Genomic DNA, 26,457 nt, shown 5'->3' with positions numbered 1-26,457 from the left:
AGCGAAAACGAATGACTTACAGCGACTGCACCAGCGAGCGTGCGGCCAGGTAGCGCGGATCGGCTTGCAGCGCATCCCAGCCCAATGCCTCGCCACAGGGCAGCAGGGTCGCGCGGCGTGCGGCGGAGGCCGCATCGGTACCGCCCTGGAGCCCGGCGAGGATGGCGTCGGCCTTGTCCGGCGAGTTGCAGATCAGCGCCACATCGCAGCCCGCATCCAGCGCAGCCTGTGCGGCCTGCAGCGGACCACCGGCGACACTGGCACCGTGCATGCTGAGGTCGTCACTGAAGATCACCCCCTGGAAGCCGAAGCGCTCGCGCAGCATCGACAGCCAGACCTTGGAGAAACCGGCCGGTTGCGCATCCACCTTGGGGTAGATGACGTGCGCCGGCATGACCGCGGCCAGGCTCATGCCCAGCCAGTCATACGGTGTGGCGTCGTCGCCGAGGATGTCGCCCAGGCCGCGCTCATCGACCGGTATGGCCACGTGGGAGTCGGCCGTGACGAAACCATGGCCGGGGAAATGCTTGCCGCAATTGGCCATGCCCGCCAGCGCCAGGCCGTGATTGAGGCTCTTGGCCATGAGCGTGACCACGCGCGGATCGCGATGGAAGGAACGGTCGCCGATCACGCTGGAGACGCCGTAATCCAGGTCGAGCACCGGCGTGAACGACAGGTCGATGCCACAGGCGCGCAGTTCAGCGGCCAGCACGAAGCCGGTGGCCGTGGCCACCTTGGTGGCTTGCAGTACGTCGCGATCCCACAGCTGGCCCAGTTGGCCCATGGCCGGCAGGCGCGTAAAACCATCGGTGCGGAAGCGCTGCACGCGGCCGCCTTCGTGGTCCACGGCGATGAGGATACCGGGACGGGCCTGGCGAATCGCACTGGTCAAGGCGACCAGTTGCGCACGGTTCTCATAGTTGCGGGCAAACAGGATGACCCCGCCCGTCAGCGGGTGCTGGAGGCGCGCGATATCGGCGGCATCCAGCGTGGTGCCGACCACGTCCAGCATCACCGGACCGAGCGGCTTGACGGCTTGATTCATGACTTCTCCACGATGACAAAGGCGACGGCGTATTCCACTTCGTCGGTGACGGAAACCTGGGCGCTCAAGCCCTGCTCTTCCATCCATTCTTGCAAGGCGCCGCTGCAGACCACCACCGGCTTGCCGCTGGGGGCGTTCAACACCTGCATGGCGCGCCAGGTCATGGGCATGCGCATGCCCATGCCGATGGCCTTGGAAAAGGCTTCCTTGGCGGCGAAACGGGTGGCCAGGAAGCGCACGCCGCGTGCTTCCACTTTGGCCTTGCGGCGCAGGTATTTTTCCATTTCCTGCGGGCCCAGGATCTTGGCGGCGAAACGGTCGCCGTGACGCCCCAGGGTCGCCTCCAGGCGCGAAATCTGGAGGATGTCGGTACCGATGCCGTAAATCATGCGGCGCGCCTCAAGCCTTGGCCTTGAGGGTGTCCAGGCGGGCCTTGACCATGATGGCCTTCATCTCGGAGACCGCATTGCGCCAGCCGGCAAAGACCGCATGGGCGACTACGGCGTGGCCGATGTTGAGTTCAGCGATCTCTGGGATGGCGGCGATGGCCTGGACATTGGTGTAGTGCAGCCCGTGGCCGGCATTGACCTTCAGGCCGAGCTTGATGCCGGCTTGCACGGCAATGCGGATGCGCTCCAGCTCTTCCTGCTGTTCACGCTCGCTGGTGGCGTCCGCATAACGGCCGGTATGAAGTTCGATGACGGGTGCACCCGATTCTGCGGCCGCCTGGATCTGCTCCACATCCGGATCAATGAACAAAGAGACGCGAATGCGTTCCTGCTGCAACTGCACGATCGCCGCCTGCACATCGGCAAAATGGCCGCGCACGTCCAGGCCGCCTTCGGTGGTGACTTCGGTGCGCTTTTCCGGCACCAGGCAGACATCCTGCGGCTGGATGCCACAGGCGAAATCGATCATCTCTTTCGTCACAGCGGCTTCCAGGTTCATGCGCGTCTGCAGCAGCGGGCGGATGGCCTTGACGTCTTCATCGCGGATGTGGCGGCGGTCTTCGCGCAGGTGCAGGGTGATCGCATCGGCACCGGCCTCCTCGGCTTCCAGCGCGGCGCGGATGGGATCGGGATAACGGGTGCCGCGCGCATTGCGCAGGGTGGCGACGTGATCGATGTTGATGCCCAGGTCAATGGCCGGGCCGGCAGGCTGCAGGAAACTCATGGTGTCAGGAAGCTTCGTTTGAATGATGTCGGGATGTGATCAAGGCTGCACGTGAAGAACCGCGCAGCCAATGTCGGATTGTAGCGGCTCGGGATCGCACGCGGGGGCAGACGGGATCAAGTGGCGGCATGTTCTGGCCGGCGGCAGGCAGGCCGCCCGCGCCATCACAGCTGCATCAGGTCGATCAGGATCTGGCGCGTGTTGAGCTGCGCACCGCCCAGGTGATGCGACAGCAGGTAGCGCATCAGGAACTTGCTCTGCAACTGCGTGGTGGGGTCGCTGTAGTCCTCGCGCTCCATGTCCAGCAGTGTCTTGCCGGAGACCTTGGGCGCGCGGTCGGAAATGCGCTCGGGGCGTGTGCCCTGCTCCGGATCCACGACATAGATGCCATCCGGCTGCACGGTCTTGCCGCTGGCCACGCAATGGCTCCAGTTGCCGGCCACGCCGGTCTGCTTCAAGAGGATGCGTTCGAACTGGCGCAGCACGATGGGGGCATTCTCGCCATGGGCCAGCTTGTTGAGGGTAGCCACGTAATGGTCGAACAGTGCCGGGTGCGCATCTTCGCGCGCCAGCAGCTTGACCAGCAATTCATTGAGGTAGAAACCGCACAGCAGGGCCGATTTTTCCAGCGGCAGCAGGCCGCCCACCCATTCGGCGTCGGTCAGCGTGCGCACTTCGGACTTGCCGCTCCACGACAGCGAGAGCGGCTGGAAAGTCTGCAAGGCACCGCGCAGCTTGGAGTGCGGACGCTTGGCGCCCTTGGCTACGAGTGCGATACGGCCGTGATCCCGGGAGAACACGTCGATGATGAGACTGGTTTCCTTGTAGGGATAGCTGTGCAGCACGAAGCCCGGCTGCGCCAGTACCTTGTGCTCCTTCTCCGGCACCGCGCGGCTGCGCGCACGGGGCGCGGCCGGCTTGCGCGCCGGGGCCTTGGCAGGCGCCTGGGGCGCGACCGGCGCGGCCGGATCGATTACCTGGCCGTCGAGCTGGGGTTCGTTGAGCATGGTGGTCATGGATATCCGTCCTGAATGCGTGAAGCCACGTCGTTGGGGCGCGGCGTAATGCCATGATTATGCAGGGATTGCGCGCAGCCCGCAGGAGGCCGCACGCGGGCTCACTCGTAGCCGTAGGCGCGCAGGCCGGCTTCGTTGTCGGCCCAGCCCGATTTGACCTTGACCCAGATCTCCAGGTAGACCGGACCACCGAAGAGGCGCTCCATGTCCAGGCGCGCCTGGGTGGAAATTTCCTTCAGGCGTGCGCCCTTCTGGCCGATCACCATGGCCTTGTGGGTGTCGCGTTCGACCAGGATGGCCGCGAAGATGCGGCGCAGGTTGCCTTCCTGCTCGAACTTCTCGATCAGGACCGTGCTGGTGTAGGGCAATTCTTCACCGACGAAGCGGAATACCTTTTCGCGCACGATTTCGGAGGCCAGGAATTTCTCGCTGCGGTCAGTGATGTCGTCTTCGTCGAACATCGGCGGATTCTGCGGCAGCAGCTTGCGCACTTCTTCCTGCAGGCGATCGAGCTGGAAGCGCTGCTTGGCCGAGACCGGTACCACGGCGGCAAAATCATGGTGCGAAGCCACTTCGCGGGCGAAGGGCATGAGCGTGGTCTTGTCCTTGTTGCGGTCGGCCTTGTTCAACACCAGGATGCAGGGTACGTTGGCCGGCAGGAGATCAAGCACCTGCTTGTCGGCGGGGCCAAAAGTACCGGCTTCGATCACGAAGAGGATCACGTCGGACGCCGTCAGGGTATTGGTGACGGTGCGGTTCAGGGTCTTGTTGAGGGCATTGCTGTGACGCGTCTGGAAGCCCGGCGTGTCGACGTAGACATACTGGGTGTTCTCGATGGTCTGGATGCCGGTGATGCGGTGGCGCGTGGTCTGGGCCTTGCGCGAGGTGATGCTGACCTTGGCGCCGACCAGCACGTTCATGAGGGTCGACTTGCCAACGTTGGGACGACCGACGATGGCGATGTAACCGCAACGGTAATCGCTCTCGGGGGTCTGCGCCGATGCGTCATCGGCCATGGGGGAATCTGTCATGCTGTTCTGGATTGCGAGGCGGATGAAGCCGCCGAAATGGGTTCTGCTGCGGCCGTTTCAGTGCGGTCGCCGGTGGTCTTGCCATCGTTGCGCACGGTGACGGGCCCGCCCTTCTGTTCCTTGGTTTCCTTCTGCTCCTTCAGCTCCTTGGGCGGTTTGGCAGGCTTGCTGCCATTGACCGTCGAGGCGTCAGGACGATTGCCCTTGCCCGCTTCGTGCTCGGGTGCATCCGGCTGGATGGTTGCAATACCGGCCAGTTTGAGCTGGGTGGTACGGGCACGCGGCTTGCGGCCGGCCGACGGGGTCTTGGCCAGCGCCAGCTGCACGGCTTCCAGGGCCAGCTTGGCGGCGGCCTGTTCGCCGGCGCGGCGGCTGCCACCGGTGCCGAAGACCTGGATGTCCAGCTTGGGCACCAGGCATTCGATCTCGAATTCCTGGCTGTGGGCCGCACCATGGGTGGCGATGACGTTGTACTGCGGCAGCGGGATCTTCTTGCCCTGCAAGAACTCTTGCAGCAGGGTCTTGGCATCCTTGCCCAAGGTCTTGGGATCGACGTGTTCCAGCACCGGGACGTAGAGCGAGCGGATCACCGCGCGTGCCGCTTCGAAGCCGGAATCGAGGAAGATCGCGCCAAAGAGCGCCTCCAGGGTATCGGCCAGGATCGAGGGACGGCGGAAGCCGCCGGATTTGAGTTCGCCTTCTCCCAGGCGCAGGAACTGCGACAGCTCCAGCCGCTGGGCGATTTCATACAGCGATTGCTGCTTGACCAGGTTGGCGCGCAGGCGCGAGAGGTCGCCTTCGTCGATCTTGTCGTAACGTTCGAAGAGCAGCGAAGCCACCACGCAGTTCAGCACCGAATCGCCGAGGAATTCCAGCCGCTCGTTATGCAAGGCGCTATGGCTACGGTGGGTCAAGGCCTGCTGCAGGAGCGAAGCATCCTTGAATGGGTGGCCTAGCCGTTGTTGCAAGAGTTGAGGATCCATTTTTTCATCCGTCATTCAGTCTGCCGCCCCGATACGCGCAGTGGCGCGTGGATCGGGGATTACCAGCCTGACCAGTCAGCGGGATCGGTTCAAAGCAAAGCTGAAAACTGCTCCGGGTCTGCCTCCACAATGCAAAGTTGCCAGTTGGAAACTGCAGAAACTGCGTAAGCTGCTGGACCAGGATGCGGCGCGCTCTTAGTGGAAGCTGCCGATCCGCTTGATATCGCCCAGGTTCATCCAGACAAAGAAGGCCTTGCCGACGATGTTCTGGTCCGGCACGAAGCCCCAGTAGCGGCTGTCGAGGCTGTTGTCCCGGTTGTCGCCCATCATGAAATATTCACCCGGCGGCACCGTGCAGGCGAAACCTTCGGCGTTGTAGGTGCACAGCTCATGATGCGGGAAGGCATCGGGATTGGGCACGAAGTTGGGGGCACGCTCATCGGTGAGAATCTTGTGCTCCACGCCGGTCAGGTTTTCCTGCCATTGCTTATAGTACGTCAGATTTTCCTCATCCAGATAATCCGGCAGCGCTTTGTAAGAAATTTGTTCACCATTAACCGTTAAGCGCTTGTTTTTATAGACTATTTTATCACCAGGCACGCCCACTACGCGCTTGATGTAGTCCACCGACATGTCCTTCGGGTACTTGAAGACCATGACGTCACCGCGCTGCGGCTGGTTCACTTCGATGATCTTCTTGTTGATGATGGGCAGGCGGATACCGTAGGTGAATTTGTTCACCAGGATCAGGTCGCCCACCAGCAGGGTCGGCACCATCGAGCTGGATGGAATCTTGAACGGTTCATACAGGAAGGAACGCAGGCAGAACACCAGTGCGATGACCGGGAAGAAGCTGCCGGAATATTCGATCCAGGCTGGCTGCTTCAAGTGGCGCGCCTGCAGGTCGGCACGGGCGGTGGCGACGGTACCGTCACGCTTGACGCCTTGCGCCTGATCGCGCGCGACCGCGGCATCGAACTCGGCCAGGGCGGCATCGGCACGGGCGCGGCGCTGCTTGGAGAGGAAGAAGGTGTCGGCGAACCAGATCACGCCGGTCACCAGCATCAGCACGAACAGAATGAGTGCGAAGTTGCCCAACAAAGCCTGCATGTTATTTATCGTCCACTTGTAAGATTGCCAGGAATGCTTCCTGCGGAATTTCGACCGAGCCCACCTGCTTCATGCGCTTCTTGCCGGCCTTCTGCTTTTCCAGCAGCTTGCGCTTGCGGGAGATGTCGCCGCCATAGCACTTGGCCAGCACGTTCTTGCGCATGGCCTTGACGTTTTCACGCGAGATGATGGTGGCACCAATGGCGGCCTGGATGGCCACGTCGAACATCTGGCGCGGGATCAGCTCACGCATCTTGGCCGCCACCTGGCGACCGCGGATCTGGGCCGCGGCACGGTGCACGATGATGGCCAGCGCATCGACCTTCTCGCTGTTGATCAGCATGTCGACCTTGACCACGTCGGCTGCGCGGTATTCCTTGAACTCGTAGTCCATGGAGGCGTAGCCGCGCGAGGTGGACTTCAGGCGATCGAAGAAGTCCAGCACGATTTCGGCCATCGGCATTTCATAGGTCAGCTGCACCTGCTTGCCGTGGTAGCTCATGTTCATCTGGATGCCGCGTTTCTGCGTGCACAGGGTGATGACCGAGCCCACGTATTCCTGCGGCATGTACAGGTTGACGGTGACGATGGGTTCGCGGATTTCCTCGATCTTGGAGACTTCCGGCATCTTCGACGGGTTGTCCACCATCAGCAGGGTGCCGTCGCGCTGCTGCACTTCATACACCACCGTCGGCGCGGTGGTGATGAGGTCCATGTCGAACTCGCGCTCCAGGCGCTCCTGCACGATTTCCATGTGCAGCAGGCCCAGGAAGCCGCAGCGGAAGCCGAAGCCCAGCGCCTGCGACACTTCCGGCTCGTACATCAGGGCGGCGTCGTTGAGCTTCAATTTTTCCAGCGAGTCGCGCAGGGCATCGTACTGGTTGGCTTCCACCGGGAACAGGCCCGCAAACACCTGCGGCTGCACTTCCTTGAAGCCAGGCAGCGGCGCGGGTGCCGGCTTGCCGGCCAGGGTGATGGTGTCGCCCACGCGCGCGGACTTCAATTCCTTGATGCCGGCGATGACGAAACCGACCTGTCCAGCCGTCAGGGCGTCGCGCGATTGCGACTTGGGCGTGAACACGCCGATGCTTTCGGTCAGGTACTGGGTCTCGGTGGCCATCAGCAGGATCTTGTCCTTGGGACGCAAGGTGCCATTGACGATACGCACCAGCATGACCACGCCGACATAGTTGTCGAACCAGGAATCGATGATCAGCGCCTGCAGCGGGGCATCCGGGTCGCCCTTGGGGGCCGGCACCTTGGCCACGATGGCTTCGAGCACGTCTTCCACGCCCAGGCCGGTCTTGGCCGAGCAGGGAGTGGCGTCGGATGCGTCGATGCCGATCACGTCCTCGATCTCGCTCTTGGCGTTGTCCGGATCAGCGGAGGGCAGGTCGATCTTGTTCAAGACCGGCACCACTTCCACGCCCAGGTCCAGGGCCGTGTAGCAGTTGGCCACCGTCTGCGCTTCCACGCCTTGGGAGGCATCGACCACCAGCAGCGCGCCTTCGCAGGCCGACAGCGAGCGCGAGACTTCATAGCTGAAGTCGACGTGCCCCGGGGTGTCGATCAGGTTGAGATTGTAGATCTGGCCATCCTTGGCCTTGTAGGCCAGGGCGGCGGTCTGGGCCTTGATGGTGATGCCGCGCTCGCGCTCGATATCCATCGAATCCAGCACCTGGGCTTCCATCTCGCGGTTGGACAAGCCCCCGCACAACTGGATGATGCGGTCGGCGAGCGTGGACTTGCCGTGATCGATGTGGGCGATGATCGAGAAATTACGGATATTGTTCATTAACAGACTGGAAACGATGAAAAAAGGCGCTCTGTAGCGGGCTTTGCCCAGCCGAGCGCCTTTGCAACAGCTTATTCGACCCAGCATTTTACCGGAATTCACAGGGACAAGCCCGACTTTCCGGTGCCAGGCCGCGCAGCCGGACCTGGCTGCGACAACACAACTTATTTCATTCCAGCAACAAACGCCTGCAGGCGCGGCTTATCCAGATGGTAATGGCACAACTCCTGCCACTGGCCATCGCCGCCCTGCCCCATCAGCACCGGCACCAGTTCGTCGTAACGCGCGACCAACGCCTCATCGGCATCTACATCGACCATCTCGATCTCCGCCGGGATATCCCCCAGGGCCTGGCGCAAGGCCTCACGCAGGTCTTCACAGAGGTGGCAGTAGCTGCGCGAATAGATGATGAAGTGCAGGGCTTGCCCGGCGACCGGGTGCGAAGAAGGGGTGGTCATAGGCTCATATGAAAGTTTCTTTCCTCAGCCCGGCGCGGACCAAGGAAAAAGGCTGCGGCCCTTGTGAGCCGCAGCCTTCATGCTGAAGTATCAGGCAATTTTACGGAAAAATGGCCCGACCTCAGTTGCCGCCGTTCGGACGCAGCGGCACGAACTGCGAGGAGTCGCCACGGCGCACCAGCACCGCCGCCCGCTTCTTGGCATCGAGCTTGGCCACCAGCTGGCCAAATTGCTTGCTGTCGTTGACATCGACCTCGTTGAGACGCTGGATGACATCGCCCGGACGGATGCCGGCGGCAGCAGCGGCACCGCTGACGTTTTCCACCAGCACGCCGTTTTCGACCTTCAGCTCCTTCTTCTGCGCATCGCTCAGGTCGCTCACCACCAGGCCCAGGGAGTTGGGGGCGTTGTCGGGCTTGGCCTTCTTTTCCTCGGCCTGCTTGGGCTTGTCGGCTTCCAGCTCGACCACGGTCACGCTGACGTCACGGGCACTGCCCTTGCGCCAGATATTGACGGTGGCCTTGGCACCCGGCTTGGTGGAACCGACCATGCGCGGCAAGTCGCTGGGGCGCTCGATGGCTGCGCCGTTGTACTTCAGGATGATGTCGCCCGCCTCCAGGCCCGCCTTGTCAGCCGGGCCACCGGCTTCCACGCGCTGCACTAGCGCGCCCTGCGCACGGGCCAGGCCCAGCGACTCGGCCACATCCTTGGTGACTTCGCCGATCTGCACGCCGATACGGCCGCGCGTGACGCGTCCGCTGGCCTTGAGCTGGTCGGCTACACGCAGCGCCTCATCGATGGGCACCGCAAAGGAGATGCCCATGAAGCCGCCGGAACGGCTGTAGATCTGCGAGTTGATGCCGACCACCTCCCCCTTGAGGTTGATCAGCGGGCCACCCGAATTGCCCGGGTTGACCGCCACGTCGGTCTGGATCAACGGCAGGTAGTCGCCGGTGTCGCGCGCCTTGGCCGAGACGATGCCGGCGGTCACGGTATTTTCCAGGCCGAAGGGCGAGCCGATCGCCAATACCCATTCACCGACGCGGATCTTGTCGGAGTCGCCCATGTTCAGGCGCGGCAGGTTGCTGCCATCGATCTTGAGCACGGCCACGTCGGTGCGGGTATCCGAGCCCACGATCTTGGCTTTGAATTCACGTTTGTCGGTCAGGGTTACGTAGACCTCGCTGGCCCCATCCACCACGTGCGCATTGGTCATGATGAAGCCATCGGCCGAGATGATGAAGCCCGAGCCCACGCCGCGCGGCACTTCTTCCTGCTGGCCCTGGCCGCCCTGCTTGCCATTGCCGCGCGGGGTACCAGGTTGCTGCTGGCGCGGGATGGGGATGCCGAAGAAGCGGCGGAAGAATTCCTGCATCTCCGGATCATCCATGCCGCCCTGCCCTTGGGCATTCTGGCGCACGCGCTCGGTAGTACGAATATTCACCACCGCCGGACCGGTGCGCTCGACGATATCGGCGAAGTCAGGCAGGGCTGCGACCGTGGGCAAAGCCACGGGAGGCGCCGCCACCACGGCCGGTGCTGCAGCGAAGACGGAAGCGGCCAGCAAGGCGCCGGCAAGGGTGTTCTTCATGGGAGTCATTGCAACGGTCTCTTTTATTTGGATTTCAGTTCAATGGAATTGGCGACCTGACGAATCGCAGCGGCGGGCACCTCTCCCACCACAGTGAGCCAGTAATCTCCCTGGCGTTTGCCCAGGATATTCATGGCACCCTGCTGTATCGTACCCTCTTCCCGGCCTTGGCTGCCTGGCTCGATGAACACCGAGATGGCAGCCAGCCCGTCGGAAAACACGACTTGCAGGACTTCGCGTTCAGCCGGACGGTTCTGGGCCGGCGCAGCACCCGCCTCACCGCTGTCGGAAATGACGCGCCGCACCTGCTGGATCTTCTGGAAACCAGGCGGCGGCACGACCTGCCAGGCCGACAGGTCGGCCGGCACCGTGGCGGCCTTTTCGATGCGCCAGCCGCGCGTGTCCTTGTAAGTGGGGTTGACGCGGGCGCGATCAATCCCCCCGATGTCGATCTGGGTGAAGGCGATCTGTTCGATCACCTCGCCACGGCCATCCAGCGTCTGTGCACGCAGCAGCAGGCCGGTGGCCTGGTCGGCGCAGAAACGGTAGCCGTAGCGCAGCTTGTCGCGCGGCGCCAGCACGATGGCCTGGCAGTTGCGGCCGGCCACGCGCTCATCGCCGTCGGACTGCAGCCGATAGTAGCGGGCAAGGTCTTCCGGGCGCGCATCGACGATGGCCGGGAAAGTATCGCGGGTGACCCGCTTTTCACGGCGCACGATGCGCTGCTCGGGGTCGTAACTGGCGACCTCCTCGTTGTCGCGCACGAACTCGCGCGGCTTGCCGTCGAGCAGTTCCAGCTTTTCCAGCTCGCTCTTGCCGGCCACCACATGGGTGACCCGCGAGCTGCGCATCTGCGCGGCCTGCTGGTAGACGAAACTGCCTGAGTAATTGAGACGCTGGGCAGCAGATTGCATTTTTTGCAATTGCGCCAGCATGGCGGAAGAAGTGGTGGCTTCGCTGGCCGCAGTTGTGGAAACGCCATCCGCCGCATGAGCGGATGGCGCCAAGGAAAACCCCAACAACGTGGTCAGCAAGCACAGTACGCCGTACAGACGCCCCGTCAGATGCATCTTACTTGTCTGCGTCCGAGGAGAAGGCTGCGGAACGGGTGTATTGCGCCGAACTGTAGGACGGCGAGAAACGCTGATGAGCGAACAGGTAATCGTCGATGCGCGGATCGCGCTTGACTTCACCCTGTTGCGCCAGCGAGCTCAGTTGGTTCACGTTCTGCGGATTGCCGTTGGTATCGGCGACGGTGGCAATGGCCGAGGGCACATTGACCGGTGCCGAAGCCACCTGGGCCACAGGCGCTGCCCCCTTGGCGTCGGCCGTCACCACCGCTTGCTGCGGCATGGCCACGAACACCGCGGCTACGGCAGCTGCAGCCGCTGCAGCGCTGGGCATCAGGAAACGCACCAGGCGGCCGGGACGGCTCGCGCGATGGTCGCCATTGGCGGCGGTCTTGGACGCTGCCACGGCCTGCGCGGCCGGTGCCACCTCTGCCACCGGCTGGGCAGGCGCAAGCTGCGGTGCCACGATGGCGGGCTCGGCGTCGAGCAAGGCGCTCATCTTGGCCGAGAAGCCAGCACTCAGGGAGACATCCATCTCCTCCGAACGCAGCACCTCGCCGATGCGATGGTAATCCTCCCAAGCGTCCTGGGCGTCCTTGGAAGAACGCAGGGCCGCGAAGGCAAGGGTCATTTCTTCAGAACCCAGCTCACCATCGGCGAGGGCTGAGATCTGTTCTTTGGTCGTTACTTTGGTATCCATGTGCAGTCACCCGGCAAATATCTTAGTTCCATACCCGCTTTATTATTTTCTTTTTAACAACAGGCTTGTGGCCTCATTACCAGCGCTTGTCCGCCGCCGTATCCAGCAGTGGACGCAACTTCTCGGCAATTGCTTCCCGGGCGCGGAAAATACGGCTGCGCACGGTGCCGATCGGACAATTCATCGCATCTGCAATCTCGTCGTAGCTCAACCCCTCGATCTCGCGCAACGTGATGGCAGTACGTAATTCTTCCGGCAATGCCTCCATCGCCACGTTGACCGTTTGAGCAATCTGCTTGGTGGCCAACATCGACTCTGGAGTGTTGATGTCCCTCAGATGGTCTGCGTCGTCAAAAGTTTCAGCTTCTTCTGCATCTGCTTCTGTCGAAGTTGGCGCCCTGCGGCCCATGGTGACCAAATAGTTCTTGGCAGTGTTGATGCCGATGCGGTAAAGCCAGGTATAGAAGGCCGAATCGCCGCGGAATTGCGGCAGCGCACGATATGCCTTGATGAAGGCTTCCTGCACCACGTCTTCGGCTTCGGCCTGGTCGCGCACCAGGCGTGACACCAGGCGCATCAGCTTGCGTTGATACTTGACTACCAATAGCTCGAACGCCTTCTTGTCGCCACGCTGGACGCGCTCAACAAGCTGTTGGTCTATTTCGCGTTCTGTCGTCAAACCGGGTTCCTTGTTTTTTATGGCCGTGTTGTTTTATCGTCATTGCCTCGCGCAGATGCTTCCAGCTCGGCAATTTTCAAGTCTGCCAGCCTTATTTTTCCAGCATCCTTGCCTTGGCCGTATTGTGACTGATCAGCCAGCGGCACGCCACGGAAAGTGCACGGAATGTATCTTCGGAGACGGAATCCGTGAGAATGGGAATGGTTCGGGTCTTGCCATTTTCCAGGCGCAGGCGCAGAAACAGCATGCCTGGCCAGATGGTGCTGCCAGCCAGCAGCTGGGCCAGCCCGGCTTTCATCACCTGCGGCTTGGCGCGCGCCGAGGGCAGCAGGTGCTCTACTACGCGAATCTGCCCGGTGCCGGAAATATGCAGCCAGATCACCTTGCGCGCGCGCAACACCAGCGCCATGGCCAGCGCCGCCGCCAGGATGCAGCTCATGGCCAGGAGGATGCGGGCAGTCCAGGACAACGCACCCGGCAGGCCAAACACCAGCACTACGCCGATCAAGGCCACGCACAGCGAAGCAAAGGCAGTGACCAGGAGGAGCAAGCGGGAAGGTTTGATATCCGCAGACACTGCGATCGACATGGGTTACCCGGGCGGAAAGTGCGCAATGTGCGCCATTAAAACGACAAACCCGGCTTCCGAAGGGAAGCCGGGTCTTGCATTTTACATCTTGCCGATGACCAGGGTACCGTTGGTGCCACCGAACCCGAAGGAGTTCTTGACGGCAATATCGATCTTCATGTCCCGCGCCTGGTTGGCGCAGTAATCCAGATCGCATTCCGGATCCTGGTTGAAGATGTTCATCGTCGGCGGCGACACCTGATTGTGCACTGCCAGCACGGTCAACACCGTTTCCAGGCCACCGGCACCACCTAGGAGGTGGCCGGTCATGGATTTGGTCGAATTGACAACCATCTTGTAAGCATGGTCGCCGAATGCGGCCTTGATCGCGTCGGATTCGTTCTTGTCGCCCAGCGGGGTCGACGTACCGTGCGCGTTCAGGTACTGCACTTCATCCGGATTGACACCGGCGTCGCGCAGTGCATTGAGCACGCAGCGGCGCGGACCATCCAGGTTGGGCGCAGTCATGTGGTAAGCATCGCCGCTCATGCCGAAGCCGAGCAGCTCTGCATAGATCTTGGCGCCACGGGCCTTGGCGTGTTCGTACTCTTCGAGCACCATCACGCCGGCACCCTCGCCCAGCACGAAGCCGTCGCGATCCTTGTCCCAGGGGCGGGACGCGGTCGCGGGATCATCGTTGCGGGTCGACAGTGCGCGCGCCGAAGCGAAACCACCGATACCCAGCGGCGAAACGCTGGATTCTGCGCCGCCGGCAACCATCACGTCCGCATCGCCGTACATGATCATGCGTGCGGCAGAGCCGATGCAATGCAGGCCGGTGGTGCAGGCGGTAACGATCGCCAGGTTGGGGCCCTTCAGACCGAACTTGATGGACAAGTTGCCCGAGATCATGTTGATGATCGAGGCCGGAATGAAGAAGGGGCTGATGCGGCGCGGACCACGGTTGGTCAGTTCGGCATGGGTTTCTTCGATCAGCGGCAAGCCGCCGATGCCCGAACCGATCATGACGCCAATGCGCTCGGCATTCTCATCAGTCACCGTCAATCCACTGTCCTGGATGGCCTGGATACCGGCGGCCATGCCGAAGTGGATGAAGGTATCCATATGACGCGCTTCCTTGGCGGGGATGTAATCCTCGATATTGAAGCCCTTGACTTCACCGGCGAAGTGCGTGGTGAAGGGGGTTGCGTCGAACTTGGTGACGGTAGCGATGCCGGACTTGCCTTCCTTGATGGCACTCCACGTATCGGCGACGTTGTTGCCGACAGGCGAGATGCATCCCAGGCCGGTAATGACTACACGACGTTCACGAGTGCGGCTCAAGCAATTCTCCTGAAACTTTGACCAAAGCCCTTATCAGGCCTTGACTTGCGACTTTGCGTAGTCGATCGCCTGTTGCACGGTGGTGATCTTTTCAGCTTGTTCGTCGGGGATTTCCATTTCGAACTCATCTTCCAGTGCCATGACCAGCTCGACGGTGTCCAGCGAGTCGGCGCCCAGGTCGTCCACGAACGACGATTCGTTCTTGATGTCGGCTTCGGCGACGCCCAGTTGCTCAGCGACGATCTTCTTCACGCGTTGTTCGATATCGGACATAGTGTTCCTCCAGAGGGATGATAGGTTACAAAAGTGCGCGCATTTTAGCAGGTTTGCGCGCGGAAAATTTACTTTTAACTATTCCTGGCAAGATTGTGCCAAGTCCAGCTTAACTGCAAACAAAAGTCGTCAAAAGGACTTGAATCAAGCCCCCAAGACTTACTTAACCCATGTACATGCCGCCATTGACATTGAGCGTCGTACCGGTGATGTAGGCCGCTTGCGGGGAGGCCAGGAAGGCTACCGCATAGGCGATTTCCTCTGCCGCGCCCAGGCGTCCCAGCGGGATCTGCTGCAGGATGGCGGCGGACTGCTGTTCGTTCAGCGCCTTGGTCATGTCGGTATCGATGAAACCGGGCGCGACGCAGTTCACGGTGATGTTGCGGCTGCCGATCTCGCGCGCCAGCGCGCGGCTCATGCCGGCCACGCCGGCCTTGGCGGCAGCATAGTTCATCTGGCCGGGATTGCCGGCCTCGCCCACCACGGAAGTGATGTTGATGATACGGCCGGTACGCGCCTTCATCATGCCGCGCAGCACGGCGCGCGACAGGCGGCCGACGGCGGTCAGGTTGGTGGCGATGACGCTGTCCCACTCCTCGTCCTTCATGCGCATGGCCAGTTGGTCCTGAGTGATGCCGGCATTGTTGACCAGGATGGAGAGTGTGCCGAATTCCTTCTGCACCTGCTCCACGAGGGCCACGCTGGCTTCTGCGTCGTTGACGTTGAGGACCGCACCGCGACCGGCTTCCGGACCCAGTGCTGCCAGGTACTCGCTGATGGCGGCCGCACCCGATTCCGAGGTCGCCGTACCGACCACCTTGGCGCCCTGCTTTGCCAGCTCGGTAGCGATGGCTCGGCCAATACCGCGCGAGGCGCCGGTCACCAGGGCAACCTGGCCTTGCAGATTCTGTGCACTCATTTCAGCAACTCCAATACTTTGTTCAGGGATTCCTGGTCGACGATGGCCTCACCCACCAGATCGCCATTGATGCGCTTGGTCAGGCCGGTCAACACCTTGCCCGGACCGCATTCGATCAGGTGGGTGACGCCGTCGGCCCCCATCTTCTGCACCGTCTCGACCCAGCGCACGGGCGCGGCCGCCTGGCGCACCAGGGCATCCTTGATGGCAGCCGGATCATTGACCACGGCCACGTCGACGTTGTTGATCAGCGGGATCTGCGGGGCAGAAAACACCACGTTGGCCAGATAGGCTTGCAGGCGATCCGAAGCGGGCTTCAAGAGCGAAGAGTGGAACGGCGCCGACACCGGCAGCGGCAATGCGCGCTTGGCACCCTTGGCCTTGGCGATGTCGCAGGCACGACCGACAGCAGCCTTGTGGCCGGCGATCACGACTTGTGCGGGGGCGTTGAAATTGACGGCTTCGACCACTTCACCTTGCGCCGCTTCGGCGCAGGCCGCACGCACATCCTCATCGGACAGGCCGAGAATGGCTGCCATGCCGCCCTGCCCGACCGGCACGGCTTCCTGCATGGCTTGCGCGCGGAAGCGCACCAGCGGCACCGCATCCTTGAAGGCGATCACGCCAGCGGCGACCAGCGCCGAGTATTCGCCCAGACTGTGGCCGGCGACCAGCGCCGGTTTCTTGCCGCCTGCGGCCAGCCAGGCGCGATAGAAGGCCACGGCAGCCGTCAGCATGACGGGCTGGGTGTTGGTGGTCAGGTCCAGGTCTTCCTTGGGACCTTCAGCGATGAGCTTGCCCAGGTCGAATTGCAGTGCGTCGGAAGCTTCAGCGACGGTCTGGCGAACGACTTCATTGTCGGCAAAACCATTGAGCATCCCGATGGCCTGCGAACCCTGGCCCGGGAAAACGAAAGCAAATGTTGTCATGCTTGGATGTAGGTAAATTGGATGAAAATGCAGGAAATCGATGAAGCCAGTGAACGAAAGGACTGCATCAGCAGCCCTCCCTGCCCGCTTTACATGCGCACCAGCACGGCGCCCCAGGTGAAGCCGCCGCCGACGCCTTCCATCATGACGGTGTGGCCCGGCTGGATGCGACCATCGCGCACTGCCTGGTCCAGCGCCAAGGGAATCGAGGCCGCCGAGGTATTGCCGTGTTCGGCCACGGTGACCACCATCTTTTCCAGCGGCAGGCCCATCTTCTTGGCCGTGCCCTGCATGATGCGGATATTGGCCTGGTGCGGCACCAGCCAGTCGACCTCGGTGGATTGCATCCGGGCCGCTTCCAGCGCTTCGCGCGCCACCTTGTCCAGCAGCGAAACGGCCAGTTTGAAGACCGCCGGGCCGTCCATGTACAGGTAGGCACTGCCAGCAACGGTGCCATTGTTGACACTGCCCGGCACGCACAGGATGTGGCCATGGCTGCCATCGGCGTGCAGCTTGGTCGCCAGCACGCCTGGCTCCTGCGAGGCGCTCATGACGATGGCGCCGGCGCCGTCGCCGAAGAGCACACAGGTAGTGCGATCCTTGAAATCCAGAATGCGCGAGAACACTTCGGCGCCTATGACCAGGACGTTCTTGTGAGCACCCGATTTGATGAAGCTGTCTGCCACCGACATGGCGTAGACGAAGCCGCTGCAGACGGCCTGCACATCCATGGCCGGCGCGCCATTGGTGATGCCCAGCTTGCGCTGGACCACACAGGCGGTGCTCGGGAAGCCACCCAGGTGATCCGGGGTGGAGGTGGCCATGATGATCAGGTCGATATCATTGGGCTGCATGCCCGCCGCTTCCAGGGCGCGCTGCGCTGCCTGCAGGGCGAGGTCGCTGGAGAGCTGGTCCGGTTCGGCATAGTGGCGCGCGGAGATGCCGCTGCGGGTGACGATCCATTCATCCGAGGTCTCGATGCCCTGCTCGGCCAGCTGCGCGGCCAGCTCATGGTTGGTGACGCGCTTGGCCGGCAGGTAGCTGCCGGTGCCGACGATTTTGCTGTAAGTGGTCATGCCGTCTTCTTGCTCTGTTAGTTCGGTTGATCCAGGGAGACCGGTGCCGGCTCGAAAGCCTTGGCAGGGGCCTCGGCCGTGCGCCCCTGCTCCTGGGGCATCAGCTCCGCCATGCTGGCGGCAATACGGGCGAGCACATCATACTTGGCCGCATCATACGCGCGGCGGATGGCCCATTCGAAAGCATATACATCGGCCCCGCCATGGCTCTTGAAGACCAGGCCCTTCAGGCCCAGCAAACTGGCGCCATTGTAGCGGGAAGGGTTGAGGCGGCGTGACAGGGCCTTGATGGCACCGTAGGCGATCAGGGCGCCGAGCTTGTTGATGATGCCCTTCTTGAATTCGCTGGTGAGCACCTGCTTGACGAATCGCCCCAGGCCTTCCGAGGCCTTCAGAGTGACGTTGCCCACGAAACCATCGCACACCACCAGGTCGGTCGTGCCTTCGAAGATGTCGTTGCCTTCCACGTTGCCGTAGAAGTTGAGGATACCCTTCTCATGGTCGGCCCGCAGCAGGGCGGCGGTCGCCTTGACCAGCTCATTGCCCTTCATGTCCTCTTCACCCACGTTCAACAGGCCCACGGTCGGCTTGGCCTTGCCTTCCATGACCGCGACCAGGGCCGAGCCCATGAGTGCAAATTGATGTAAATGCTGTGGCTCGCAGTCGACGTTGGCGCCGAGATCGAGCATGTAGGTGGGGCCATCCTTCTGGTTGGGGAGGATGGTGCAGATGGCCGGACGGTCCACGCCCGGCAGGGTCTTCAACACATAGCGCGAGACCGCCATGAGGGCGCCGGTGTTGCCGGCCGAGACGGCGGCATGGGCATCCCCCTCCTTGACCAGGGTCACGGCCACGCGCAGGGAAGAATCCTTCTTGCGGCGCAGGGCGACCTCGATCGGGTCGTCCATGGTCACCACTTCAGTGGCATTGTGAATGCGGATGCGGGCTTCGCCGGCCAGCTTGTATTTCTTCAGCAGCGGCTGCAGCACGGCTTCCTGGCCGACCAGGATCAGCTCTGCATCAGGTTGGCGCTTGAGGAAGGAGGCAGCGGCCGGGAGCGTGACTGACGGGCCATGATCGCCACCCATGCAGTCGATTGAAATTTTGATGGTCATCGATTTGATTCAGAGCCTTGCCAGCCCACATTATGAGGCAGATTGCAAAGCCTTCAAAATGGCACACTTGGACAGCGCACCAGGTGAAGCTTCACGCAAGCAGGCAGGCAGGTCCGCTGACGGATGTCGCGGACATAAAAAAGCGGCGCAAAATGAACCTCCTGAAACAGAAGCTCATTGCGCCGCTTTTCTCCAAAAACAGCAAGCTCAATGAATGAGATTACTCGTCGTTCTTGGTCTTCAGCACCTTGCGACCACGGTAGAAACCGTTGGGGCTGATGTGGTGACGCAGGTGGGTCTCACCAGTGGTCGGCTCCACAGCCAGCGGGGGTGCAGTCAGAAAGTCGTGTGCGCGATGCATACCGCGCTTGGACGGGGTCTTTTTGTTCTGTTGAACGGCCATGATTACTCCTAAACCTTACTTAAGATTGAAAATTTTAACACATCGGATCGGTGTTTCTCCAACCCCGCTGTGCCGCTGCCCGGCCTTTGCCAGACATTCCCCAACAATACTTGTTACTGCTTCAACTTCTTCAGTACCTCAAACGGGGAAGCCCGTTCAGCACCTTTGGCCTGGTCCGCCACACTACCGTCAGGACAGACGTCATGCTTGGGTGCCACCGGCAGGGCCAGCAGCGCCTCGTCCTCGATCAGGTAGTTCACGTCGAAGGCCGCCGAACCGACGATGACATCGATCTCGTCATCATCCAGCAGTTCTTCGATGGTGTCGGCTTGCGCCTCATCTTTTGCCAATACCAGCAGCGACTTCGAATCAATCTCGAAATTCAATGCCGTCAGGCAACGCTGACAGATCAGATTAACTGCACCCGACACTGCCAGACTGAGTTGAGCATGTCCCAGCTTGTCGATATCGCCGGACAAAGCCCAACGAATCGTGCCGGAACGGTCAACCGTCTCTTGCGCCAGACGACCTAATTCAGCAACCGGAATCTCACCCTGCGCCTGCTGTTTCAGCCTGCAGAATTCGAACGCGTCGATAACAAATGCATTCATAGCCAAAGCAGAATCCGGAAAACCTGCGATCATAACAGAAAATTTCCTTACCAGTCAAAGCCTTAGCGCGTTGCTTGCGAAAATCTCGCTAAAAATGGCTTCGCCGGAGGAAGCACCCCTACTTTTGTGGCGAATTTCCGCCAAAATCCGGGTTTTATTGTTTCAGCACGGCGCGTGAGGCGCCTTCACCATGACATCACACCGCACCGATTCCGCCCTGCCCCGCCTGATCCTGGGCTCCAGCTCCGTCTATCGCAAGGAATTGCTGGGCCGCCTCGGCCTGCCCTTCGAGACCATGGCCCCGGACATCGACGAAACCCCGCAGCCCGGCGAAACGCCGGAAGCGACGGCCTTGCGGCTGGCGCGCGAGAAGGCCGCCGCCATTGCCGCCCGGGTCGGGCCCGCCCTGGTGATCGGTTCGGACCAGGTCGCCACGCTGGACGGCCTGCAGATCGGCAAACCCGGCAATCACGCCAATGCCCTGAAGCAATTGCAACTGATGCGCGGGCGCGAAGTGATCTTTCATACGGCGCTGTGCCTGTGGGATGGCCGCCAAGCCGATGCGGCCGCCGCTGCGCAGGTCTGCAATGTGCAGACGGTGGTGCGTTTCCGCGCACTGGAAGACGCCGAGCTCGATGCCTACCTGCGTATCGAGCAGCCCTACGACTGTGCCGGCAGCGCCAAGAACGAGGGCCTGGGCATCGCCATCCTGGAGAGCATCCGCAGCGACGATCCCACGGCCCTCACCGGCCTGCCCCTGATCGCATTGACCGGCATGCTGCGGCGGGCGGGCGTAGCGTTCTTCGCAGCAGGCCGTACGACTCAATAATTACGGCGCGGATAGCCTTCGGCCAGGATGCGCTGCCACACGACTTCGCGCTGGTCCTTGTCCATGAAGACCCATTGCGCCACTTCATCAACGGTACGGCCGCAGCCGCGGCACACATCATCAAAGGTGGTGGAGCAGACGGCCACGCAAGGCGTGTCGGGACGCTCGGGTGCGGACGGGATGGCAGACGGCAAAGAAGAGCTGGAAGACATTGAGTGAATCTGAATGAGGAAGATGAAGCATTGCGCAAGCGGCCTGCCCGGACGAAGACCAAACGGGCAAGAACCTTCACTTGACCAGCAACGCGATGCCTCGCATCTTACCAAGAACCGGGGACAGCCTTTCCCTGCTGATCGAAGGGATATGAAGAGTCCATCGCCGCTGCACCAAAGCGACAGGCAAAAGCGACAGGCAAAAAAAAAGCCCGCGACCAAGAGGTGCGGGCTTGAATCCAATTTCTTAAGGAGATTGGAGGAGACAGGTGCAACTATAGCGATGCACCCCGGCCGAGTCTGCTTTATTGTGGCAATAGCTGATATTCACATTCGTCATATCTACCGTGCGAACCGCACCACATGCGGCCTGCCACCTACCCCATCCCCCCGCTACCCTGCACCGCTGACGTCATCGGCTTGGGTGGATTGCCACCCTTGCGGTCACAGGCTTGCAAAGACAATAACAGAGCGAACACCAGCAAAATCAGCGCATTCATTCTCATCGCAGCCTCCGTGTATGAATTTCCCTGCATAGAATGCGACCTTCCGCCCGCCCGGCCCGCCTGTCAAGCCGATCAGGCGGCGCTGCGCAGGCTGCCCACCGCGCCAGCGGCCGGCACCGCACGGGCGGCCGCCAGGTTTTTCTCATAGAGGGCCGCGATCATGTCCGACTGCGTCAGCATGCCGGCCAGCTTGCCATCAGCCTGCACTACCGGGATCTGGTGCAATCCATCAGCCATGCGCGGCACCAGCTCCAGCAAGGGCGTATCGACCTGCGCAGCAATGACCGGCCGGCTCATGATCTGGCCGACCACTTCCGGCTTGTCCGAATGCGAGAACGGCACACGATGCAGCAAGCGGCGCAACTGTGCAGCCAGGCCCGTATGCACTTCCACGCCGGCATGCTCGAGGAAGTCGGTCCGGCTGACGATGCCGATCACATGCCGCCCCCGATCGAGCACCGGCAGGGCCCGCAACTGGTGCTCCTGCAGCAGGCGCCAGGCCTCGTCCAGGCCGGTAGCGAATTCCACCGCGACCACATCGCGCGACATCACGGCGGCACACAGGGTCTGGCCAAAGCGGCGGTGATAGGCCCGCATTTCGGTTTGCAGGAAGATTTCTTCAAGGTCGTCGCGGCCGATGTCGAGCACTTGGTTGAAATCCTTCAGCACTTCGTCCAGATCTTCATGCGAGAACCCCAGCCGCGTGATCGGCAATTCGTCGCGGGTCTGGTGCGGATGCGGTGCAGCGCTCTGCTGGGCATGCGGATAGCGGCGTCCGGTGGCATTGTTGTAGAACAGCGCGGCTGCCAGCAGCAGTACCGAATTGAGCAGCACCGGCGAGAGCACGAAGGCATAACCCATGTCATGCACTACCGGCCCGCCCAGCACCGCCGTCAAGGCGACCGCCCCGCTGGGCGGATGAATGCAGCGCAACAGGAACATGCCGCCGATGGCCAGCGCAATGGCCAGCGCCGCCGCCAGGGCCGGCTCCTGCACCAGCTTGGCGCAGCTCACCCCGATGAACGCGGCCCAGAGGTTGCCACCCACGATCGACCAAGGCTGGGCCAGCGGACTGGACGGCACCGCGAACAGCAGCACCGCCGACGCCCCCATGGGCGCGATCAGCCAGATGGTATGCGCCTCATGCGGCAACAGCGCATAGCTGATCAATCCGACCAGCAGGATGCCGAACAGACTGCCGGCGCAAGCACGCATGCGCTCGAAGCGATCGACATTGGTCTTGGCAGGAATAAAACTTTTCAACCACAGCAAGATAGAATCGGGCATATCCCTTCCGTGACGACGGGTCTTCAACACGGCACGCGCGTGACAGCGCGCGCGCCAAAGCCACAATTACATCACAAGATGATATATATGTCCCGTTTGCCCCTCTCCCTTTTCCTTCACAGTGGAGGCGTGTGCCAATGAATGCCGCGCCCCGCCTGCAAAAAGACGATTTCGAAGCGCTGTCGGAATTTCGCTACCAGCTACGCCGTTTCCTGCGCTTTTCGGAGGACGCTGCCCAAGGTGAAGGCCTGACGCCGCTGCAATACCTGCTCATGCTGCACATCAAAGGCTATCCCGGGCGCGACTGGGCCAGCATCAGCGAGTTGGCCGAACGCCTGCAAGCCCAGCATCACGGCGTGGTGGCACTGGTCACGCGCTGCGTGAAGGCCGGCCTGGTCACGCGCACCCCTGATGATCGCGACAAGCGCCTGGTCCAGGTCCGCCTCACCGAATTGGGCGAGCAATACCTGCATCGCCTGGCGCAATTGCATCGCAATGAGTTGCAGTCGCTGTCGGGCGTATTCCAGGTGTCCCACATCTCGGCCTTCAACGACCGCGACTGAACCCGGCTACCGACCCTGCGCCAACGGTCTTGCGGATATCCGCAAGACCCGCCGGAGCCAGCTGCTGTTATGCTGGCGACAACTTCTCTCCAGCCTTTCCCATGACCCGCAAAGACGCCCCTACCGCTGCACCCGCCCGCGCCATTACCAAGGAAGATGTGGCGCGCGCTGCCGGGGTATCGCACATCACGGTCTCGCGGGTCATCAATACGCCTGAAAAGGTGTCCCCTGCCACGCGCGAACGGGTCGAATCCTTCATCAGCAGCATGGGCTACATCCCCAACATGCTGGCCGGCGGCCTGGCCTCACGCCGCACCCGCATCGTGGCGGCCATCGTGCCGACCATCAGCCATTCGATCTTTGCCGAGACCGTGCGCGGCCTGTCCGAGCAGCTCAGCCTGCAGGGCTACCAGTTGCTGCTGGGGCAGACCAATTATTCGGAAGAAGCGGAAACCGGCCTGGTGGAAGCCTTCATCGGCCGCCGGGTGGATGGCCTGGTGCTGACCGGCGTGCAGCATTCGGCACGCACGCGCCAGCGGCTCAAGGCGGCCGGCATTCCGGTAGTGGAAACCTGGGACATGAGCCCGCAGCCCATCGACATGCTGGTCGGCTTCGACAACCATGCTGCCGGACAGGCCATGGGAGATTACCTGGTGCGCAAGGGCTATCGCCGCATGGCCTTCGTGGGCGGCGATGATCCGCGCGGCCTGGCACGCTTTGCCGGCATGCGCGCTGCCCTGCTGGCACAGGGCGCGCCGGAGCCGGTGCATCTGGTGGTACCGGTGGGCAGCTTCCTGCAGGCCGGCCGCGAGACCATCTGCCGGCTGCTGGCACTGCAGCCGGACATCGAAGCTGCCTTCTTCAGCAATGACGTCATGGCCGCCGGTGCCGCACTGGAATGCGCGCGGCGCGGCATCGCCGTGCCCCGGCGCATCGCCCTGGCCGGATTCGCCAACCTGGAGATCGCCACCGAAGTCCTGCCCGCCCTCACCACGGTGCAGATCAGCGCACACCAGATCGGCCTGACCGCAGCCGAGATGCTGCTGACCCGCTTCGACGGGCAGACCGTACCCGAGCCGCTGTGCGACCTGGGGTATTCAATCCTGGAACGCGAAAGCACCTGAGACCACCCTGCCCCCTCAGCGGCGCAGCTCAGGGTTCTTCGACCTCATCCCCGGCCAGTTCGACGCGGTTGCGCCCCAGGCGTTTGGCGCGGTACAGCGCGATGTCGGCGCGCTTGGTCAGCTTGTCCAGCGCCTCGCCACCGGCCAGCGCAGCCACGCCGAAGCTGGCCGTGACCTTGATGCGCCGATCGCCCTCGACATCGAACACGCACTCCTCCAGGGCAACCCGCAGCTTGTCCGCCACCGCGCCCGCCTGGGCCAGGTCGGATTCGGGCAACAGGATGATGAATTCCTCGCCGCCGTAACGCGCCAGCACATCGACCTTGCGCAGCAGCTGCGCCACGCACTGGCTCACCCCAATCAGCACCACGTCACCGGCCTGGTGGCCATAGGTATCGTTGATGCGCTTGAAATGATCGATGTCGAACAGCACCACCGACACCGCCCGCCCATAGCGCTGGGCGACACCCAGCTGCTGGTCGGCATGGGTATAGAAGGCGCGCCGGTTCAGCGCGCCCGTGAGGAAATCGGTGTTGGAGGAGGTCTGCAGCTGGGTGATCAGGGCTTCACGTTCCTTGGCCAGGCTGTTGCGCTCGCGCATGCGCTCCTTGAGCACGCGCAGCGCGCGCATCATGGCGCCGATCTCATCCCGGTGCTGCCCTTCGGGAATCTGCTGCTCCAGCTTGCCGTCGACCAGCCCGGAGACCAGGTCGGTGGCCTGCACGAGCGGGCGCACCACGCGCCGGCCGATCAGCACCACCAGCAGCTGGAAGAACAGGCAAGCCACCCCCGTCAAGCTCACCACCAGGATCAGCAGGTTGCGGGCACGCGTGTTGTGGCGCTCAGCCTGCTCCAGCAGGTCATCGAGGAGCAGGTCACGCAGGTCCGTGATGGAAGCCATCGAGGGCACATAGAACTTGAAGAGATCCGAGGGCGTGACACCGAAATCACCCGACTTCAGGCCTATCTGCAGCAGGAAGTCGAGGAACTGGAAGCCACCGTCGAAAAATTCCTTTTCTACCCGCTCCAGGGCCGTGGCAAATTCCGGGGCGCGACTGTAGCTGTTCAACTGGCCGCCAATAAAGGTGCGCAGCAACTCGATGCGTCCATACAGGCGCCCGATTTCAATGACTTCATCCTGGGTCAGCTGACGGTGCGCGATCAGCGGCGCGGCGAACCGCGATCCGACCTGCCCGGCATACTCGCGCAGGCTGGCGACGGCACGCACTGCCGAGAGTCCATCCCGCAGCAAGGGATCGGCGCGGTCAGCCTCATTGCTCAGGTCACTGACCACGCGCACCATCAGCGGCATCAGATCGACCATGCTGCTCACGGCGGCGACCACCAGCACGTCGCTGCGATCCTGCGGCGCCAGGTGCGCCACCCGATCGACATTGGCGCGTGCCGGAACCAAGCCCTGCTGGACCAGCCGCACCTTGTCCATGGCCCACGACTGGCGCAGCTTGCTATCGGTCTCCAGCGCAGTACGCAATTGATTCAGGGCGGCGTCGCTGCGGGCACGGGCATCGGCCAGCCGGACCTGCAGCTCCGGCGCCAGTGGCGCTGCCGCCCCCATGACGGCATTGGCGGGCCCGCGCTCGGCGGAAACCTTTTCCATGGCCAGCAGCGCCAGGCGCAGCTTGCGCAAGGCCGGCACGCTGTTGGCACCGCTGCGATAGGTGCTCCACTCCGTCCAGACCAAGGCCACTGCAAACGCCAGGAACAGCGCCAGCAAAGCGACCGAGATCAGCCGGAACAGACGATTCAGGGACATGATGAGCCCGCCATGGAAAGCAAACGCAAATGCATGAGACGACTATATCAAGCCGCAGCCAAGGGCGGCGCGGCGACTTCGCGAGCGGGAAGAAATTTGACCGTACTATCGCGGCGACGCGACGAAACCGGCAGGAACCCTCCCGGCAAATGAGACGGGCCTGGCGCATCCCGGATGTTCTCCCCCTCGAAAAACACCCGGTGACCAGTAAATGACTTGCCGCCGAACGCGCTCCCTCCAGCGCGAAACCGACGGACAAAAAAATAAGGCCCT

General features: G+C 62.3%; 29 protein-coding genes. 4 read left to right on the top strand and 25 right to left on the bottom strand.

Features of this window, described 5'->3' with window-relative positions:
• Positions 1-16: 16 nt before the first annotated feature.
• The 20 genes from nagZ to plsX form a co-directional block, all read right to left on the bottom strand.
• A complete protein-coding gene (gene nagZ / locus FYB76_RS01840) occupies positions 17-1,045 on the bottom strand; it encodes a beta-N-acetylhexosaminidase (protein WP_154132484.1) in 1,029 nt (342 codons plus the stop codon).
• Positions 1,042-1,434, bottom strand: a complete 393-nt coding sequence (acpS, locus tag FYB76_RS01835; RefSeq protein ID WP_088753669.1) for a holo-ACP synthase — start codon at positions 1,432-1,434, stop codon at positions 1,042-1,044. Before acpS ends, nagZ begins: the two co-directional genes overlap by 4 nt.
• Positions 1,435-1,444: 10 nt before the next feature.
• Positions 1,445-2,218 carry a pyridoxine 5'-phosphate synthase gene (pdxJ, locus tag FYB76_RS01830; protein WP_154132483.1) on the bottom strand — a complete coding sequence of 258 codons (774 nt, stop codon included), beginning with the start codon at positions 2,216-2,218 and terminating at the stop codon, positions 1,445-1,447.
• Positions 2,219-2,382: 164 nt separating this feature from the next.
• Positions 2,383-3,234, bottom strand: a complete 852-nt coding sequence (gene recO, locus FYB76_RS01825; RefSeq protein ID WP_088753667.1) for a DNA repair protein RecO — start codon at positions 3,232-3,234, stop codon at positions 2,383-2,385.
• 101 nt (positions 3,235-3,335) lie between these two features.
• Positions 3,336-4,265: a GTPase Era gene (gene era, locus FYB76_RS01820; RefSeq protein WP_088753666.1), complete on the bottom strand. Its 930-nt coding sequence runs from the start codon at positions 4,263-4,265 to the stop codon at positions 3,336-3,338.
• Positions 4,262-5,248, bottom strand: a complete 987-nt coding sequence (gene rnc, locus FYB76_RS01815; RefSeq protein ID WP_154132482.1) for a ribonuclease III — start codon at positions 5,246-5,248, stop codon at positions 4,262-4,264. The genes era and rnc overlap by 4 nt, the downstream gene beginning before the upstream one ends.
• A 195-nt stretch (positions 5,249-5,443) precedes the next feature.
• Entirely contained in the window at positions 5,444-6,358 is a 915-nt protein-coding gene (gene lepB, locus FYB76_RS01810) for a signal peptidase I (RefSeq protein ID WP_088753664.1), read from the bottom strand.
• 1 nt (position 6,359) lies between these two features.
• A complete protein-coding gene (gene lepA, locus FYB76_RS01805) occupies positions 6,360-8,153 on the bottom strand; it encodes a translation elongation factor 4 (RefSeq protein ID WP_154132481.1) in 1,794 nt (597 codons plus the stop codon).
• 164 nt (positions 8,154-8,317) lie between these two features.
• On the bottom strand, positions 8,318-8,611 hold the full coding sequence (locus tag FYB76_RS01800; RefSeq protein WP_154132480.1) for a glutaredoxin family protein: 294 nt from the start codon (positions 8,609-8,611) through the stop codon (positions 8,318-8,320).
• A 121-nt stretch (positions 8,612-8,732) separates the two neighbouring features.
• Positions 8,733-10,211 (bottom strand): DegQ family serine endoprotease, encoded by a 1,479-nt coding sequence (locus tag FYB76_RS01795; protein WP_154132479.1) that lies wholly within the window; start codon positions 10,209-10,211, stop codon positions 8,733-8,735.
• A 14-nt stretch (positions 10,212-10,225) separates the two neighbouring features.
• Entirely contained in the window at positions 10,226-11,272 is a 1,047-nt protein-coding gene (locus FYB76_RS01790; protein ID WP_154132478.1) for a MucB/RseB C-terminal domain-containing protein, read from the bottom strand.
• Position 11,273: 1 nt separating this feature from the next.
• Positions 11,274-11,972 carry a sigma-E factor negative regulatory protein gene (locus FYB76_RS01785; RefSeq protein WP_154132477.1) on the bottom strand — a complete coding sequence of 233 codons (699 nt, stop codon included), beginning with the start codon at positions 11,970-11,972 and terminating at the stop codon, positions 11,274-11,276.
• A gap of 76 nt (positions 11,973-12,048) precedes the next feature.
• Positions 12,049-12,651 carry an RNA polymerase sigma factor RpoE gene (gene rpoE, locus FYB76_RS01780; protein WP_006463502.1) on the bottom strand — a complete coding sequence of 201 codons (603 nt, stop codon included), beginning with the start codon at positions 12,649-12,651 and terminating at the stop codon, positions 12,049-12,051.
• A 91-nt stretch (positions 12,652-12,742) separates the two neighbouring features.
• Complete coding sequence (locus tag FYB76_RS01775; protein ID WP_088753658.1) at positions 12,743-13,240, bottom strand: protein YgfX; 498 nt, start codon at positions 13,238-13,240, stop codon at positions 12,743-12,745.
• 81 nt (positions 13,241-13,321) lie between these two features.
• Entirely contained in the window at positions 13,322-14,563 is a 1,242-nt protein-coding gene (gene fabF, locus FYB76_RS01770; protein ID WP_039786392.1) for a beta-ketoacyl-ACP synthase II, read from the bottom strand.
• Between the two features lie 33 nt (positions 14,564-14,596).
• Positions 14,597-14,836 carry an acyl carrier protein gene (gene acpP, locus FYB76_RS01765; RefSeq protein ID WP_006463505.1) on the bottom strand — a complete coding sequence of 80 codons (240 nt, stop codon included), beginning with the start codon at positions 14,834-14,836 and terminating at the stop codon, positions 14,597-14,599.
• Between the two features lie 163 nt (positions 14,837-14,999).
• Positions 15,000-15,755 carry a 3-oxoacyl-ACP reductase FabG gene (fabG, locus tag FYB76_RS01760; RefSeq protein WP_154132476.1) on the bottom strand — a complete coding sequence of 252 codons (756 nt, stop codon included), beginning with the start codon at positions 15,753-15,755 and terminating at the stop codon, positions 15,000-15,002.
• A complete protein-coding gene (gene fabD, locus FYB76_RS01755) occupies positions 15,752-16,684 on the bottom strand; it encodes an ACP S-malonyltransferase (protein ID WP_154132475.1) in 933 nt (310 codons plus the stop codon). The genes fabG and fabD overlap by 4 nt, the downstream gene beginning before the upstream one ends.
• An 89-nt stretch (positions 16,685-16,773) precedes the next feature.
• Positions 16,774-17,760 (bottom strand): beta-ketoacyl-ACP synthase III, encoded by a 987-nt coding sequence (locus tag FYB76_RS01750; protein ID WP_088753655.1) that lies wholly within the window; start codon positions 17,758-17,760, stop codon positions 16,774-16,776.
• A 17-nt stretch (positions 17,761-17,777) separates the two neighbouring features.
• The gene (gene plsX, locus FYB76_RS01745) at positions 17,778-18,875 is read right to left on the bottom strand and encodes a phosphate acyltransferase PlsX (RefSeq protein ID WP_088753654.1); all 1,098 of its coding nucleotides are present in this window, start codon (positions 18,873-18,875) and stop codon (positions 17,778-17,780) included.
• On the opposite strand from plsX, the gene FYB76_RS01740 reads away from it, so the two are divergent.
• Complete coding sequence (locus FYB76_RS01740; RefSeq protein ID WP_154132474.1) at positions 18,847-19,089, top strand: hypothetical protein; 243 nt, start codon at positions 18,847-18,849, stop codon at positions 19,087-19,089. The two genes, plsX and FYB76_RS01740, sit on opposite strands and share 29 nt — an antisense overlap.
• A 6-nt stretch (positions 19,090-19,095) precedes the next feature.
• Here FYB76_RS01740 and rpmF read toward each other — a convergent pair whose 3' ends face one another.
• Entirely contained in the window at positions 19,096-19,278 is a 183-nt protein-coding gene (rpmF, locus tag FYB76_RS01735) for a 50S ribosomal protein L32 (RefSeq protein ID WP_006463510.1), read from the bottom strand.
• A gap of 113 nt (positions 19,279-19,391) precedes the next feature.
• Positions 19,392-19,922, bottom strand: a complete 531-nt coding sequence (locus tag FYB76_RS01730; RefSeq protein WP_088753652.1) for a DUF177 domain-containing protein — start codon at positions 19,920-19,922, stop codon at positions 19,392-19,394.
• 157 nt (positions 19,923-20,079) lie between these two features.
• Here FYB76_RS01730 and FYB76_RS01725 point away from each other — a divergent pair, with 157 nt between their 5' ends.
• Positions 20,080-20,718, top strand: a complete 639-nt coding sequence (locus FYB76_RS01725) for a Maf-like protein (RefSeq protein WP_154132473.1) — start codon at positions 20,080-20,082, stop codon at positions 20,716-20,718.
• Here FYB76_RS01725 and FYB76_RS01720 read toward each other — a convergent pair.
• Positions 20,712-20,930: a DUF1289 domain-containing protein gene (locus FYB76_RS01720; protein WP_088753650.1), complete on the bottom strand. Its 219-nt coding sequence runs from the start codon at positions 20,928-20,930 to the stop codon at positions 20,712-20,714. The genes FYB76_RS01725 and FYB76_RS01720 overlap by 7 nt on opposite strands.
• 578 nt (positions 20,931-21,508) lie before the next feature.
• Positions 21,509-22,723: an HPP family protein gene (locus tag FYB76_RS01715; RefSeq protein WP_195724548.1), complete on the bottom strand. Its 1,215-nt coding sequence runs from the start codon at positions 22,721-22,723 to the stop codon at positions 21,509-21,511.
• Positions 22,724-22,860: 137 nt separating this feature from the next.
• Between FYB76_RS01715 and FYB76_RS01710 the strand changes: the two genes are divergently transcribed.
• Entirely contained in the window at positions 22,861-23,286 is a 426-nt protein-coding gene (locus FYB76_RS01710) for a MarR family winged helix-turn-helix transcriptional regulator (protein ID WP_088753648.1), read from the top strand.
• A gap of 101 nt (positions 23,287-23,387) precedes the next feature.
• Entirely contained in the window at positions 23,388-24,410 is a 1,023-nt protein-coding gene (locus FYB76_RS01705) for a LacI family DNA-binding transcriptional regulator (protein ID WP_154132472.1), read from the top strand.
• Positions 24,411-24,438: 28 nt separating this feature from the next.
• Here FYB76_RS01705 and FYB76_RS01700 read toward each other — a convergent pair whose 3' ends face one another.
• Positions 24,439-26,184: a diguanylate cyclase gene (locus tag FYB76_RS01700; RefSeq protein WP_154132471.1), complete on the bottom strand. Its 1,746-nt coding sequence runs from the start codon at positions 26,182-26,184 to the stop codon at positions 24,439-24,441.
• Positions 26,185-26,457: the final 273 nt, after the last annotated feature.

The sequence above is a fragment of the Herbaspirillum sp. CAH-3 genome, from assembly GCF_009668275.1.
Lineage (GTDB): Bacteria > Pseudomonadota > Gammaproteobacteria > Burkholderiales > Burkholderiaceae_D > Herbaspirillum > Herbaspirillum aquaticum.
The sequence above is the reverse complement of the archived record's forward strand: the minus strand, read 5'-3'. Positions and strand labels throughout refer to the sequence as shown.

Excerpts from the sequence above, each read along its gene's own strand:
- nagZ (WP_154132484.1), bottom strand. The coding sequence starts at position 1,045 with ATGAATCAAGCCGTCAAGCCGCTCGGTCCGGTGATGCTGGACGTGGTC.
- acpS (WP_088753669.1), bottom strand. The coding sequence starts at position 1,434 with ATGATTTACGGCATCGGTACCGACATCCTCCAGATTTCGCGCCTGGAG.
- pdxJ (WP_154132483.1), bottom strand. The coding sequence starts at position 2,218 with ATGAGTTTCCTGCAGCCTGCCGGCCCGGCCATTGACCTGGGCATCAAC.
- recO (WP_088753667.1), bottom strand. The coding sequence starts at position 3,234 with ATGACCACCATGCTCAACGAACCCCAGCTCGACGGCCAGGTAATCGAT.
- era (WP_088753666.1), bottom strand. The coding sequence starts at position 4,265 with ATGACAGATTCCCCCATGGCCGATGACGCATCGGCGCAGACCCCCGAG.
- rnc (WP_154132482.1), bottom strand. The coding sequence starts at position 5,248 with ATGGATCCTCAACTCTTGCAACAACGGCTAGGCCACCCATTCAAGGAT.
- lepB (WP_088753664.1), bottom strand. The coding sequence starts at position 6,358 with ATGCAGGCTTTGTTGGGCAACTTCGCACTCATTCTGTTCGTGCTGATG.
- lepA (WP_154132481.1), bottom strand. The coding sequence starts at position 8,153 with ATGAACAATATCCGTAATTTCTCGATCATCGCCCACATCGATCACGGC.
- FYB76_RS01800 (WP_154132480.1), bottom strand. The coding sequence starts at position 8,611 with ATGACCACCCCTTCTTCGCACCCGGTCGCCGGGCAAGCCCTGCACTTC.
- FYB76_RS01795 (WP_154132479.1), bottom strand. The coding sequence starts at position 10,211 with ATGACTCCCATGAAGAACACCCTTGCCGGCGCCTTGCTGGCCGCTTCC.
- FYB76_RS01790 (WP_154132478.1), bottom strand. The coding sequence starts at position 11,272 with ATGCATCTGACGGGGCGTCTGTACGGCGTACTGTGCTTGCTGACCACG.
- FYB76_RS01785 (WP_154132477.1), bottom strand. The coding sequence starts at position 11,972 with ATGGATACCAAAGTAACGACCAAAGAACAGATCTCAGCCCTCGCCGAT.
- FYB76_RS01775 (WP_088753658.1), bottom strand. The coding sequence starts at position 13,240 with ATGTCGATCGCAGTGTCTGCGGATATCAAACCTTCCCGCTTGCTCCTC.
- acpP (WP_006463505.1), bottom strand. The coding sequence starts at position 14,836 with ATGTCCGATATCGAACAACGCGTGAAGAAGATCGTCGCTGAGCAACTG.
- fabG (WP_154132476.1), bottom strand. The coding sequence starts at position 15,755 with ATGAGTGCACAGAATCTGCAAGGCCAGGTTGCCCTGGTGACCGGCGCC.
- fabD (WP_154132475.1), bottom strand. The coding sequence starts at position 16,684 with ATGACAACATTTGCTTTCGTTTTCCCGGGCCAGGGTTCGCAGGCCATC.
- FYB76_RS01750 (WP_088753655.1), bottom strand. The coding sequence starts at position 17,760 with ATGACCACTTACAGCAAAATCGTCGGCACCGGCAGCTACCTGCCGGCC.
- FYB76_RS01740 (WP_154132474.1), top strand. The coding sequence starts at position 18,847 with ATGCAGTCGATTGAAATTTTGATGGTCATCGATTTGATTCAGAGCCTT.
- plsX (WP_088753654.1), bottom strand. The coding sequence starts at position 18,875 with ATGACCATCAAAATTTCAATCGACTGCATGGGTGGCGATCATGGCCCG.
- rpmF (WP_006463510.1), bottom strand. The coding sequence starts at position 19,278 with ATGGCCGTTCAACAGAACAAAAAGACCCCGTCCAAGCGCGGTATGCAT.
- FYB76_RS01730 (WP_088753652.1), bottom strand. The coding sequence starts at position 19,922 with ATGATCGCAGGTTTTCCGGATTCTGCTTTGGCTATGAATGCATTTGTT.
- FYB76_RS01725 (WP_154132473.1), top strand. The coding sequence starts at position 20,080 with ATGACATCACACCGCACCGATTCCGCCCTGCCCCGCCTGATCCTGGGC.
- FYB76_RS01720 (WP_088753650.1), bottom strand. The coding sequence starts at position 20,930 with ATGTCTTCCAGCTCTTCTTTGCCGTCTGCCATCCCGTCCGCACCCGAG.
- FYB76_RS01715 (WP_195724548.1), bottom strand. The coding sequence starts at position 22,723 with ATGCCCGATTCTATCTTGCTGTGGTTGAAAAGTTTTATTCCTGCCAAG.
- FYB76_RS01710 (WP_088753648.1), top strand. The coding sequence starts at position 22,861 with ATGAATGCCGCGCCCCGCCTGCAAAAAGACGATTTCGAAGCGCTGTCG.
- FYB76_RS01705 (WP_154132472.1), top strand. The coding sequence starts at position 23,388 with ATGACCCGCAAAGACGCCCCTACCGCTGCACCCGCCCGCGCCATTACC.
- FYB76_RS01700 (WP_154132471.1), bottom strand. The coding sequence starts at position 26,184 with ATGTCCCTGAATCGTCTGTTCCGGCTGATCTCGGTCGCTTTGCTGGCG.